Raw genomic sequence first — 13213 nt, forward strand, 5'->3', positions numbered from 1 at the left:
CTAGCGTTCAGCGATTTCGGCTGCGGCTTCCAGGTAAGACAGGGCTCCACTGGAGGAAGGATCGTACGTCATGACGGTTTGCTGGTAGCTCGGAGCTTCAGAAATCCGCACGGAGCGGGGGACTACAGCACCAAGGACCTGCTCGGGGAAGTGCAGGCGAACTTCGGCTGCCACCTGGGCCGCAAGGTTGGTCCGTCCGTCATACATCGTGAGGAGAATAGTGGAGACCACCAGATCCGCATTCAGGTGCTTCTGGATCATCTCAATGTTCTTGAGGAGCTGACTGAGTCCTTCCAGTGCGTAGTACTCACACTGGATAGGGATCAGGACCTCACCGGCAGCACAGAAGGCATTAACCGTGAGCAACCCGAGACTGGGCGGGCAGTCAATGAAGATGTAATCGAGTCGTTCTTCGCCGTTCTTTGCCCGGGTCTTGGCATAGACATCGATCGCCCGGCGGAGCCGCTGTTCCCGGGCCACAAGCGAGACAAGCTCAATCTCCGCGCCGGCCAAGTGAATGGTGGCAGGAGCACAGATCAGGTTGCTGATGTCCGGGCAGGGGGCCACGACGTCCGCAAGAGGGAAATCGTTGATCAGGACGTCGTAGATGCTGTCCACATCGGCATGGTGCTCGACGCCGAGGGCGGTGGAGGCGTTGCCCTGGGGATCGATGTCAATAACCAGGACGTTTAGGCCGGCTGCGGCCAGGGCAGCGGCGATGTTCACGGTGGTGGTGGTCTTGCCCACCCCGCCCTTTTGGTTGGACACCGTGAAGATACGGGTCTTCTCCGGCTTGGGAAGTTTCCGGCCAACCAGCCGTTCGCGGCGCCGGGTCTCGTGCGCGAGTTCCCGGGCGATAGGACTGGAATCGTCCATGGTGTCCATGACGTTGATCCTGCCACCCGTTGTTGTTTCACGTGAAACAGAGGCAAGAATTGCCATTTCCGCAACCGGATTAGGGTGACTTTCCCCTCGTCCGGGCGCTGAACCCATGCCCATGCCAGCAAATGATCGTGCTGACCCCAAAGACACAAACGGGGGTATCCGTTGTGTGGAGGCTTCGCTACTGGTCACTGGGACACACTCACTCTCGTTCGGCTTTTGCTGCCGTTGTCTAGCCTAACCGCTTCGCCCTACAGACCAAGGCCACCGGGCCCGGACTAGGAGATCTTTCGGGACTTGTTAACGACGATCCGTACCACCGTAGTGGGCTCCTCCAGGAGGTTTTCACCGACAGTCACAACAGAGGTCTGGACGCCCCCGAGTTTCCGGATGACCTTCGCTGCTTTTTCGATTTCCTCGCCTGCGCTGCGTCCCTTAATGGCCACAACCTCGCCCTTCCCGGCGAGCAGGGGGATGGTCAGGCCGGCGAGGTTGCTCAGCGCGGAAACAGCCCGGGCAGTCACAACATCAGCGTCCACCATGCCGACGGCCAGTTCCGCGCGGGTCCGCATCACTGTGACGTTCGTCAGGCCCAGATCGTCCACCACTTCCTGAAGCCAGATCACCCGGCGTTCCAGCGGTTCGATCAGTGTCAGGTGAAGGTCCGGCCGCGCGATGGCGAGGCAGAGTCCGGGAAGACCGGCCCCGCTTCCGACGTCGGCAACATGGCTGCCGTGCGCGATCTCGCTTTCGATGACGGCACAGTTAAGGACGTGCCGGCCCCACAACCGTGGGATCTCGCGCGGCCCGATCAGCCCGCGTTCCGTTCCGGACGTGGCCAGGTGCTCTACATAGCGTTTGGCCAGGTCCAGGCGGTCACCGAAAATCTTCTCGGCCGCCAGCAGTTCTGCTGCCGTGATGTCAACCATGATTAGCGGTTCAGCATTCTCTAGTCTGCGGATACAACGATGTGACGCCCGGCGCCTTCGCCCTCGGACTCGCTGACGAGGCCCAGGTCAGCGACGGCGTCGTGCACGATCTTGCGTTCGTAGGCACTCATCGGCTCCAGAGCCACGGCTTTGCCGGACTCCTTGACTGAAGCTACCGCCTCCTCCGCAATCTTCTGGAGGTGGCCCGCGCGCTGCTGACGGTAGCCGTTGATGTCCAGCACCAGGCGTGAGCGGTTCTCCGTTGCGGAGAGGACAGAAAGCCGGGTCAGTTCCTGAAGGGCTTCGAGGACTTCGCCGTCTTCGCCGACGAGGCTGTCGAGACCATCGGTTTCGTCCTCGGCAACGATGGAAATGTACGTGCGGCCGTTCCGGACTTCGATGTCAATGTCGCCGTCGATGTCAGCGATATCAAGGAGTTCCTCCAGGTAATCGGCAGCAACGTCGCCTTCCTCCTCGAGACGGCTGGCAGCGGATCCCTTAGGGGAAGCATCGGCGTCAGTCGCTGATTCGTCCTGATCGTCAATGATCTCGTCGGAAAGGGCGTGTTCGGTGCTTTCGGCTGACATTACTTTTTCTTCCTGTTCTTACGCTGGGGCTGGACGCGCTGTGCCTTGTGCTCGATGACCGCGGCTGCGGCCGCTGCCTCCGCTTCGGCGTCGGCCTTCTTCCCGCCCAGAATGGGCAGGGCCGGCAGGCCCTTGGCAGCCCTGCGCTCGGCGAGGGCCTTGGCGGCGGGGGATCCCGGCGTCGGCATGCGGCGGATGACAAAGAACTGCTGCGCCATCGTCCAAAGGTTGGTGGTGGTCCAGTAGATCAGGACGCCGATGGGGAAGTTGATGCCGCCCACACCGAAGACGACCGGCAGGATGTACAGCATCATCTTCTGCTGGCGCATGAACGGGCTGGCCATGGCCTCCTCGGACATATTCTTGGCCATGATCTGCTTCTGCGTGATGAACTGCGAGGCCGTCATGGCAAGGATCATCACGATCGAGAGGACATAAACAGCAACTACATTGCCTTCGGGGTTATGCAGCAGGGTTGCCGACAGCGGCGCTCCGAAGATGGTGGACTCATCGAACTGCACCACCTGTTCGTGGCTCATCGCGCCGATGCTCTTGCCTTGGTCACGGGCGGTACTGATGCCGGAAAGAACCTGGAACAGCGCAAAGAAGAACGGCATCTGGATCAGCATGGGCAAGCAGGCAGAGAACGGGTTGGTTCCGTGCTTCTTGTACATGGCCATCTGTTCCTGCGCCATGGCCTGGCGGGAGAGCTGGTCGGTCTTGCCCTTGTACTTGTCCTGCAGCTTCTTCAGATCCGGCTGCAGGAGCTGCATGCCGCGCTGCGCCTTGATCTGCTTGACGAACACCGGGATCAGCGCGGCCCGGATCACCAGCACCAGGCCGATGATGGACAGCGTCCACGTCCAGCCGGAGGCCTCCGGCAGGCCGATGGAGCTCAGGCCCTCATGAAAGCCCACCATGATGATGGACACAAGCCACTTGAACGGAAACATGATTGTTTCAAAGAAGTCCATACGATATCCCTATTCGTCAGGCCGCAAGGCGGCCTTCTCCATCAGTCTGAGCAGCCAGGTACTTGTCCGGGTTATTCAGCACAACAATTGTGGGGGTCCGGTTTTCGGGCCAGTGGCGGTGGCCGGCGGGGACATGGTCCACACCGCCGGCATTCCACGGATGGCAGCGCACCAGGCGGCGGGCCGCAAGCCAGCTGCCCTTCACTGCCCCATGGACAGTGATCGCCTCAAGGGCGTACGCCGAGCAGGAAGGAAAAAAACGGCAGACCTGGCCATACAAGGGAGAAACCACCTTGCGGTAGGCCATCAGCAGCAGAATAAGAATGTTTCTGGGCAGGTTCCAGAGGAAGGTGCCCACGGCGGCAGCAACAGGATGAAGGTAGTGGACGACGGCGGCAGTTACCTTACGCACGCTGTGTCCCTTCCTGTGTTGTGCCGGTTGAACCGTTTACAGCAGCCCGCGGAAGGCGGCTGCCCAACCGGCTCATGGTTGATTCCAGTGCGGCGTTGTAGTCCGCCAGCAGTTGATCCCAGCTGGCGGCAGCGGACGCAGGCAGCGCCCGGACCACTATGGCGAACCCGGTACCGTACTCGCGCAGCGAGGCAGCACCGGCTTCTCTCAGTCTCCTCTTAACGAGGTTCCTGACCACAGCGTTCCCGACACCTTTGGAAACGATGAACCCGATCCGGCTGGGTTCGTCGGCAGCAATAGCTGCCGCATATAACACTACGTTCCGGCGTCCATTGCGGACACCGGAACGTACAGTTGTTGAAAAATCGGTTGCAGTCCTCAAACGGTTACGGGTGGCCAGCACCTTAAACTCGCAAAGAAAAGTTAAACCGACGAGTCAGTTATCTAGGCCGACAGTTCGGTGCGGCCCTTGCCACGACGGGCTGCCAGGATGGCACGGCCGGCACGGGTACGCATACGAAGGCGGAAGCCGTGCTTCTTGGCTCGACGGCGGTTATTCGGCTGAAAAGTCCGCTTGCTCACGTTAGTTACTCCAGTGGATCAAAGGTGCGCCCACCCGATCAGTAAAAGGGGAAGAACTGGCCGACGCTAAGTTTTGTATATGCACGCTTCCCCCGGCTGCTCCAACGCGGTGCGTCAGAGAGATTCAGAAGGGGCCAAAAAGCGTACACAAAGGACTTCACAACGTTAGGGCAAAATGCCTGCCAGAGTCAAACCGGGGTACCCCTGCATCCCTGTCCCCGGCTGTGGTTAACCTGGCCCCACAGCCTGTGGATGAAGTGGCTCACAAGGCCCGTTTTCGAACCACAACGGTGTAATTATCCACAAGCTACTTCCCAGCTATCTTCTGGCCTTTTGTTCCCCTAGAGTGGCTCAGTAGCCGATTATCCACGGACTGTGCATAACCCTGTGGATGAAGCTGAACCAGCATCCTGGTTCGGGACTTGGGGCTGCACGTAATGCAGGCACGCAAGTTTTGAGGAACTGATTGATGACAGTAGACGAAGCCAACCACGCCAATACTGTCGGAAGTTCCTGGCGTCGGGTTGTGAGCCTGCTCGAGCAGGACGACCGCGTATCTCCACGGCAGCGGGGCTTTGTCATCCTGGCCCAGGCCCAGGGCCTGATCGGATCCACCCTCCTGGTGGCCGTACCCAACGAACTGACCCGCGAAGTCCTTCAGACCCAGGTCAAGGACGCCCTGGATGACGCCCTGCATAACGTTTTCTCCGAGGACATCCGCTGCGCGATCGACGTGGACACCGATCTGGTGCCGCTCCACACCGAGCCGGAACCCGTCGTCGAACCTTCCTACTCGCCGGACCAGCTGATCGAACAGAAGCCGCAGCCGATGCTGCCGAGCACTTCCCACGAGTTCGGCCGGCTGAACCCCAAGTACGTCTTCGATACCTTTGTGATCGGTTCGTCCAACCGCTTTGCCCATGCAGCTGCCGTGGCCGTGGCCGAAGCGCCCGCTAAGGCCTACAACCCGCTGTTCATCTACGGTGATTCCGGGCTGGGCAAGACCCACCTCCTGCACGCGATCGGCCACTATGCCCGCCGCCTGTACAGCGGAATCCGGGTCCGGTACGTGAACTCCGAAGAGTTCACCAACGACTTCATCAACTCCATCCGCGATGACGAAGGCGCCAGCTTCAAGACCACGTATCGCAACGTGGACGTGCTGCTGATCGATGACATCCAGTTCCTGGCCGGCAAGGACCGGACGCTGGAGGAGTTCTTCCACACGTTCAACTCCCTACACAACAACAACAAACAGGTGGTCATCACCTCGGATCTGCCGCCCAAGCAGCTGGCAGGTTTCGAGGACCGGATGAAGTCCCGCTTCGAGTGGGGCCTCCTCACCGACATCCAGCCGCCCGAGCTAGAGACCCGCATCGCCATCCTGCGGAAGAAGGCCCTCAGCGAAGGCCTCTCCGCCCCGGACGATGCCCTGGAATACATTGCTTCCAAGATCTCCAGCAATATCCGCGAACTCGAAGGCGCACTGATCCGGGTGACGGCATTTGCCAGCCTGAACCGCCAGCCGGTCGATGTTGCGTTGGCTGAGATGGTCCTGAAGGACCTCATCACGGACGACGGCGCCCAGGAAATCACCTCGAGTCAGATCCTGATCCAGACGGCGGAGTACTTCAAGCTCACCATGGAGGAACTCTGCAGCAAGTCCCGGACCCGCACGCTGGTGACCGCCCGGCAGATCGCCATGTACCTCTGCCGCGAGCTCACGGACATGTCCCTGCCGAAGATCGGCCAGGAACTCGGCGGCCGCGACCACACCACGGTGATCCACGCAGACCGCAAAATCCGTGAGCTGATGGCTGAGCGTCGTGTGATCTACAACCAGGTCACCGAACTCACCAACAGGATCAAGCAGCAGCAGCGCAACTCCTGAGCCGTCGCCTCTATACCTTATTAACAGGCGCATGTGGATAACCCTGTGGATACTTAAGGGGACAACCGGGCTTAATGGGCTTAAAACCCTTAAGCCGCCTGTGGATCAGCGAAAACCCAAAAGTTGTTATCCCCATCCACAGCCTGTTTAAAACCTGCGTCACCCACAATCCATGAACAGGGCTTAACCGCTGGATCCTGCGGCCGAATCGAGTTATCCACAGTATCCACAGCAGTTATTAACACTACTAATCCCAAGAAATTGATTTCCCTCAAATAACAATCTCGATCCGCACCCCGAACCGGCCCAGGCCCAAGGGCCTCCGGACCCCAGGCGTCCTGACCGGGGATGGGTTAATCAGCAGTCTTGCGGCTAAGCTGTCAGCAGCGCTCCCATCCTCGGGTTTCTTTGTGGTTCAGCACTCGATGAACCATGCAGGTTCCGTTGTTGGGGCGCCCCTACTTTTGGGCTCCCTGTGGGAGTTTCCGGTTCAGACAAGGCAGCAGCAATGAAAGGCGGCACCCTTCCGTGAAGTTCAGAGTCGAACGGGACGTCCTGGCAGAAGCCGTCACCTGGACAGCCCGGTCGTTGTCTCCGCGGCCGCCGGTTCCAGTGCTGTCGGGCCTGCTCCTGAAGGCTGAAGCCGGCACGGTCAGCCTCTCGAGCTTTGACTACGAGACCTCAGCCCGGCTGGAAATCCCCGCGGACATCACCGCTGAGGGAACCATCCTCGTTTCCGGACGCCTCCTCGCGGACATCTGCCGCAGCCTCCCTTCCGCACCGGTGCTAGTGGAGACCGACGGCAACAAAGTGACGCTGACCTGCCGACGCAGCAGCTTCCACCTGGCCACCATGCCCGAGGCCGAATACCCGCCGCTGCCCGCGTTGCCCGCCATCAGCGGCACCGTGCCGGGTGACGCTTTTGCCCAGGCTGTGTCCCAGGTGATCATTGCGGCCAGCAAGGATGACACGCTCCCCATCCTCACCGGCGTCCGGATGGAGATCGAGGACGATCTCATCACGCTTCTGGCTACCGACCGCTACCGTCTGGCCATGCGCGAAGTGCCGTGGAAGCCCACTACCCCGGGAATTTCCACCAGTGCGCTGGTCAAGGCAAAAACCCTGAATGAAGTGGCCAAGACCCTTGGCAACAGCGGCGACATCAACCTCGCCCTTGCTGACGATGACAGCCGCCTGATCGGTTTCGAAAGCGGCGGCCGCACCACCACGTCGCTGCTCGTGGATGGCGATTACCCCAAGATCCGCTCGCTGTTCCCGGATTCCACCCCCATCCACGCAACGGTGCAGACGCAGGAACTTGTGGAAGCCGTCCGCCGGGTGTCGCTGGTGGCCGAACGCAACACTCCGGTACGCCTCGCCTTCACCGAAGGACTGCTGCACCTGGACGCCGGCACCGGCGAAGATGCCCAGGCCTCCGAAGAACTCGAAGCCCAGCTCTCTGGTGACGACATCACCGTCGCCTTCAACCCGCACTACCTGGTGGAGGGCCTGAGCGTCATCGAAACGAAGTACGTCAGGTTCTCCTTCACCACCGCGCCGAAACCCGCGATGATCACGGCCCAGGCAGACGCCGACGGTGAGGACCAGGACGACTACCGTTACCTGGTCATGCCCGTCCGCCTTCCCAACTAGTCCCCACCGCCACCCTCGCCTCGCAAGCTCGGCCAGGGAACCCTGGCGGCGTGGGCCCAGACAGTCGGGTGTCATTCTGGGCCCCAAAACGACAACCGACACCCCGCGCAGAAAGAGACCCACGTGCATATTGGACTGATCGGCCTTGGCAAGATGGGTTTCAACATGCGCGAACGCCTGCGCAAGGGCGGCATTGAGGTCACAGGCTTTGACCGCAACCCGGAGGTCACCGATGTTGCCTCCGTGAATGAGCTCCTTGCGGCCGTTCCGGCCCCGCGACTGATCTGGGTCATGGTTCCGTCAGGCGACATCACCGATGCCGTCATCACCGAACTCGGGGACAAGCTCGACGCCGGCGACCTGGTGATCGACGGCGGCAACTCCCGCTTCACCGAGGACCAGAAACATGGTGCCGCTCTGGCTGAGAAGGGCATCCGTTTCGCCGACTGCGGCGTTTCCGGCGGAGTGTGGGGCCTCCAGAACGGGTACGGGCTCATGGCAGGCGGCGACGCTGCCGATATTGAGCGGGCCCTGCCGGTTTTTGATGTGCTCCGTCCCGAAGGGGAGCGGGCGGACAGCTTTGTCCACGTCGGCGGAATCGGTGCCGGACACTACGCCAAGATGGTCCACAACGGCATCGAATACGGCCTGATGCAGGCGTACGCCGAAGGCTACGAACTGTTGGCCGCCAAGGACATTGTTGACGACCTTCCCGGTACGTTCCGCGCCTGGCAAAAAGGCACCGTGGTCCGGTCCTGGCTGTTGGACCTGATGGTCAAGGCACTGGACGAAGACCCGGGACTGGAATCCATCGATGACTATGTCGAAGACTCGGGTGAGGGACGCTGGACCGTTGAGGAAGCTATCGCCAACGCTGTTCCGGCACCGGCCATTACGGCGGCTCTCTTCGCGCGATTCTCCTCCCGCGAGGAGAATTCGCCCGCCATGAAGATGGTTTCCGCGCTGCGCCACCAGTTCGGCGGGCATGCCACCCGTCCCGCCAAGTAACCTCCACCCCGGGACCCGCGGGTTCCGAGAATTGTCGAACACCGCGTGTACCTAGAACACCTTTCGCTCACTGACTTCCGCAGCTACGCCCAGGTTGACCTTCCCCTCGAACCGGGGGTCACGGTGCTCGTCGGGGCAAACGGCATCGGCAAAACCAACCTCATGGAGGCCATCGGGTACCTGGCCACGCTCAGCTCGCACCGGGTCAGCTCCGACGCCCCGCTGCTGCGGTTCGGCACAGACCGCGCGCTGGTCCGGGCCCGCCTGGTCCGCGGCGGGCAGACCACGGTCCTGGAACTTGAGATCAACGCCACCCGCGCCAACCGGGGGCGGATCAACCGCAGTAATCCGGTCCGGGCCAGGGATCTCCTGGGGATCTGCCAGACGGTGCTTTTCGCCCCCGAGGACCTGGCGCTCGTCAAGGGAGATCCGTCCAACCGCCGCCGGTTCCTCGACGAGCTGATGGTCAGCCTCATGCCCCGGCACTCGGCGACCCGCACGGACTATGACCGGGTCCTGAAGCAGCGCAATGCCCTGCTCAAATCCGCCCGGGCCGGAAAATTCACTGCCGGGCACGAGGCCACCCTCGATGTATGGGACCAGCACATGGCCCGGGCGGGCGCCGAGCTGCTGCATGCACGGCTGGAACTGGTGGAACTGTTGAGCCCGCACCTGGCCAAGGCGTATGCCCAGCTCACGGATGGGTCCAAGGACGCCAACGCCGTCTACCGGTCCACCCTCCAAAGCCTGATGGACGACGACGGCGGCGCGGCACCGGGTACCGGAGGCGGTTCGTTGGCGGACGGGTCGGCCGCTGCAGAAGATCTGCGGAACCTCACCGTGGAGGACCTCACCGGCCGCTATGTCCAGGCCTTTGCGGCCTCCCGCCGCAAGGAACTTGAGCGCGGAATTTCCCTGGTGGGGCCGCACCGGGATGAGCTCGAACTGATCCTCGGCGAAGCGCCCGCCAAGGGGTACGCCTCGCACGGCGAAACCTGGTCGATGTGCCTCTCCCTCCGGCTTGCTTCCTACTACGTCATGCTCGATGACGCGAGGACCGGCGGGTCTGCCCCGATCCTCATCCTCGACGACGTTTTCGCCGAGCTGGATGTACAGCGCCGGCGTAAACTGGCCGCAATAGTCTCCGGCGCGGAACAGGTCCTGGTGACCGCCGCCGTCGACGCCGATATCCCGGAGGAACTCTCCGGCCGGCGGGTGAAGGTCATCCCGGGAGGAATCGATGAATAAGGATGAAAAGGGCGGGCTGCAGCCTGGCCGGGATCCTGACAACATCGACGCGCCGCAGGCTGCGCTGAACCGCATGCGTGAGGCCGCGGCCGCACGCGGCGAAATCCGCCGGAAGGCACCCCCCAAGGCCGGTGCCGCCAAGACAAAGGGCGGGATCCGGGATACCCGGGGTTTCAGCCAGTTCCACTCCACCGGCCGCGATCCGCTGGGACTTGGCAAAGTGGTGGGACGCCTCGTGGCCGAACGTGGCTGGAGCTCTCCGGTAGCGGTGGGTTCGGTCATGGCAGAGTGGGCCACGCTGGTTGGCCCGGAGATTTCAGCGCACTGCACCCCGGAGAGTTTCACCGATACCACCCTTCACGTGCGCTGCGACTCGACGGCCTGGTCCACGCAGCTGCGGCTGCTGAGCAACAGCCTGCTGGAGAAGTTCCGCACGGAACTGGGCGATGGCGTGGTCACCAGCATCCAGGTGCTCGGCCCGTCAGCACCCAGCTGGCGCAAGGGCGGACGTACCGTCAACGGCCGCGGGCCGCGCGATACCTACGGTTAGCCGCCGCCGTCGACTCTTGAATATTCGTCCGGCGGCGTGTAGGGCGGGCTAACGCCCTTGGGGCGTATAGGAACCCGGAGACCGGACCTCGAGGGCGCCCTAGGCGGGGTCAATGGCCTCGCATCGGCACATCAAGGTCCCGCGACGCCCGCCGGAATGCGGGTTTGCAGCCCATTTCACGATAGAATCACATCAGATAACTGGGCGCCGGTGAAACGTTGACTGAGTCCGTTTTCCGCACGCTCTCCGCAGGCGGACTTCGGTCCTGCACGTCGACGTATCCGTCAGCGCCACCAGCTTGTGCCTGTTGGCGGATGCTTTCCCCTGGAAGGCCGCCGCCGGCCATCATCGAAAAAGAGGAGTCGACAGCACCTGTGGCTAACGACAATACAGATACCCAGGCAGTGGAACGCGCAACGGAGGACGTACCTACCCCCGATACGCCGACGGCGGCGGCCGTGACACCCCGGGAATACGGCGCAAGCGACATCACCGTACTTGAGGGCCTCGAAGCCGTCCGGAAACGCCCGGGCATGTACATCGGATCTACCGGGCCGCGCGGCCTGCACCACCTGGTCTATGAAGTGGTGGACAACTCTGTTGACGAGGCGCTGGCCGGGTACTGCACGCACATCGAAATAGTCCTGCAGGCCGACGGCGGCGTCAAAGTTGTAGATGATGGCCGCGGCATCCCCGTGGACATGCATCCCACCGAGCACAAACCCACCGTGGAAGTGGTCATGACCATCCTGCACGCCGGCGGCAAGTTCGGCGGCGGCGGTTACGCAGTCTCGGGTGGCCTCCACGGTGTGGGTATCTCCGTGGTGAACGCGCTCTCCAGCAGGGTGGACACTGAAGTCCGGCGGCAGGGCAACGTCTGGCGGATGTCCTTCGCCGACGGCGGCAAGCCCCAGGGCGGGCTGGTCAAGGGCGAAGAGAGCGCAACCACCGGCACCACCCAGACCTTCTACCCGGACGCGGGAATCTTCGAATCCACGGAATTTGATTTCGAGACGCTCCGCGCCCGCTTCCAGCAGATGGCCTTCCTGAACAAGGGCCTGCGGATCACGCTCACGGACGAGCGAACCGCAGCGTCGAACGCGGACGCCAATGAGGACCTTAACCTTGACGTCGTGGTCACCGAAGGTGAAGTCACCGCTGAGCACCGCACCGTGGTGTACCAGTACGACGACGGCCTGCTGGACTATGTGAAGCACCTGAACTCGGGCAAAAAGGTTGATGTTGTCCACGAGGACGTCATTTCCTTCGAAACCGAGGACACGGAACGGCACATCGCGTTGGAAATGGCGATGCAGTGGACCAACGCGTATTCCGAGAGCGTCCACACCTACGCCAACACCATCAACACCCACGAAGGCGGCACCCACGAAGAGGGCTTCCGCGCCGCGATGACCTCCCTCATCAACCGCTACGCGCGGGAGAAGAGCATCATCAAGGAAAAGGACGACAACCTCACCGGTGACGATATCCGTGAAGGCCTCACGGCGGTCATCTCCGTGAAGCTGGCCGAGCCGCAGTTTGAGGGCCAGACCAAGACCAAGCTCGGCAACTCCGAGGTCAAGGGCTTCGTCCAGCGCGTTGTCACCGACGGCCTGGGCGACTGGCTGGAACGCAACCCCGGCCCCGCCCGCGATGTCATCCGCAAGGCTATTTCCGCGGCCCAGGCCCGGATGGCCGCCCGGAAGGCCCGTGACAATGCGCGCCGCAAGAGCCCGCTGGAATCCTTCGGGATGCCCGGCAAGCTGTCCGACTGTTCCTCGAAGGATCCCGCCCGCTGCGAGGTGTACATCGTGGAGGGCGACTCCGCCGGCGGTTCCGCCAAGCGCGGCCGCAACCCTGAAACCCAGGCCATCCTGCCGCTGCGCGGCAAGATCCTGAACGTGGAACGGGCCCGGCTGGACAAGGCCCTGGGCAACACCGAGGTCCAGTCCATGATCACCGCGTTCGGCACCGGCATCGGCGAGGACTTCGACCTCAGCAAGCTCCGCTACCACAAGATCGTGCTGATGGCCGATGCCGACGTTGACGGCCAGCACATCACCACGCTGCTCATGACGCTGCTGTTCCGCTACATGCGTCCGCTGATCGAAAACGGCTACGTGTACCTGGCGCAGCCCCCGCTGTACCGGATCAAGTGGTCCAACGCGCCGCACGACTACGTCTTCAGCGACAAGCAGCGCGATGCCAAGCTCCTGTCCGGGCAGGCGGCCGGCCGCCGTATTCCGAAGGACAACGGCATCCAGCGCTACAAGGGCCTGGGCGAGATGGACTACACCGAGCTGTGGGACACCACCATGGACCCGGACCACCGGACCCTCCTGCAGGTCACCATGGACGATGCCCTGGCAGCGGACCAGACCTTCTCCACACTGATGGGCGAAGACGTGGAGTCCCGCCGAAACTTCATCCAGCAGAACGCCAAGGACGTCAGGTTCCTGGATATCTGACCGGTTCCACCGAGTAGATATTCCAAACC

Annotated in this window: 13 protein-coding genes; 6 read left to right on the forward strand and 7 right to left on the reverse strand. The window is 62.2% G+C overall.

From position 1 onward, the window contains the following. From ASG77_RS06380 to rpmH, 7 genes are all read right to left on the reverse strand, one after another. Entirely contained in the window at positions 1 to 1074 is a 1074-nt protein-coding gene (locus tag ASG77_RS06380) for a ParA family protein (protein ID WP_327019611.1), read from the reverse strand. A gap of 86 nt (positions 1075 to 1160) precedes the next feature. Continuing rightward, a complete protein-coding gene (gene rsmG / locus ASG77_RS06385) occupies positions 1161 to 1811 on the reverse strand; it encodes a 16S rRNA (guanine(527)-N(7))-methyltransferase RsmG (protein ID WP_056342721.1) in 651 nt (216 codons plus the stop codon). A gap of 20 nt (positions 1812 to 1831) precedes the next feature. After that, positions 1832 to 2398, reverse strand: coding sequence for a Jag family protein (locus ASG77_RS06390; protein WP_056342724.1), 567 nt, complete (start codon positions 2396 to 2398; stop codon positions 1832 to 1834). Beyond that, on the reverse strand, positions 2398 to 3372 hold the full coding sequence (gene yidC, locus ASG77_RS06395; RefSeq protein ID WP_056342726.1) for a membrane protein insertase YidC: 975 nt from the start codon (positions 3370 to 3372) through the stop codon (positions 2398 to 2400). Before yidC ends, ASG77_RS06390 begins: the two co-directional genes overlap by 1 nt. A 16-nt stretch (positions 3373 to 3388) precedes the next feature. Further along, positions 3389 to 3784: a membrane protein insertion efficiency factor YidD gene (gene yidD / locus ASG77_RS06400; protein WP_056342729.1), complete on the reverse strand. Its 396-nt coding sequence runs from the start codon at positions 3782 to 3784 to the stop codon at positions 3389 to 3391. Further along, positions 3777 to 4187 (reverse strand): ribonuclease P protein component, encoded by a 411-nt coding sequence (gene rnpA / locus ASG77_RS06405; RefSeq protein ID WP_056342732.1) that lies wholly within the window; start codon positions 4185 to 4187, stop codon positions 3777 to 3779. Before rnpA ends, yidD begins: the two co-directional genes overlap by 8 nt. Positions 4188 to 4228: 41 nt before the next feature. Beyond that, a complete protein-coding gene (rpmH, locus tag ASG77_RS21135; protein ID WP_003800212.1) occupies positions 4229 to 4366 on the reverse strand; it encodes a 50S ribosomal protein L34 in 138 nt (45 codons plus the stop codon). A gap of 469 nt (positions 4367 to 4835) precedes the next feature. On the opposite strand from rpmH, the gene dnaA reads away from it, so the two are divergent. The 6 genes from dnaA to gyrB all read left to right on the forward strand — a co-directional run bounded on the left by dnaA (position 4836) and on the right by gyrB (position 13184). Further along, positions 4836 to 6257 (forward strand): chromosomal replication initiator protein DnaA, encoded by a 1422-nt coding sequence (dnaA, locus tag ASG77_RS06410; RefSeq protein WP_056342735.1) that lies wholly within the window; start codon positions 4836 to 4838, stop codon positions 6255 to 6257. A gap of 528 nt (positions 6258 to 6785) precedes the next feature. Further along, entirely contained in the window at positions 6786 to 7910 is a 1125-nt protein-coding gene (gene dnaN, locus ASG77_RS06415; protein ID WP_056342737.1) for a DNA polymerase III subunit beta, read from the forward strand. A gap of 123 nt (positions 7911 to 8033) precedes the next feature. Continuing rightward, on the forward strand, positions 8034 to 8918 hold the full coding sequence (gene gnd, locus ASG77_RS06420; RefSeq protein WP_056342741.1) for a phosphogluconate dehydrogenase (NAD(+)-dependent, decarboxylating): 885 nt from the start codon (positions 8034 to 8036) through the stop codon (positions 8916 to 8918). 45 nt (positions 8919 to 8963) lie between these two features. After that, entirely contained in the window at positions 8964 to 10166 is a 1203-nt protein-coding gene (gene recF / locus ASG77_RS06425) for a DNA replication/repair protein RecF (protein WP_056342743.1), read from the forward strand. Beyond that, positions 10159 to 10716: a DUF721 domain-containing protein gene (locus ASG77_RS06430; protein ID WP_056342749.1), complete on the forward strand. Its 558-nt coding sequence runs from the start codon at positions 10159 to 10161 to the stop codon at positions 10714 to 10716. Before recF ends, ASG77_RS06430 begins: the two co-directional genes overlap by 8 nt. Positions 10717 to 11090: 374 nt before the next feature. Continuing rightward, positions 11091 to 13184: a DNA topoisomerase (ATP-hydrolyzing) subunit B gene (gene gyrB, locus ASG77_RS06435; protein ID WP_056342753.1), complete on the forward strand. Its 2094-nt coding sequence runs from the start codon at positions 11091 to 11093 to the stop codon at positions 13182 to 13184. The last annotated feature ends 29 nt before the right edge of the window (positions 13185 to 13213 follow it).

Origin of the sequence: Arthrobacter sp. Soil762, from assembly GCF_001428335.1 — a bacterium.
In the GTDB taxonomy this organism is placed as follows: Bacteria; Actinomycetota; Actinomycetes; order Actinomycetales; family Micrococcaceae; genus Arthrobacter.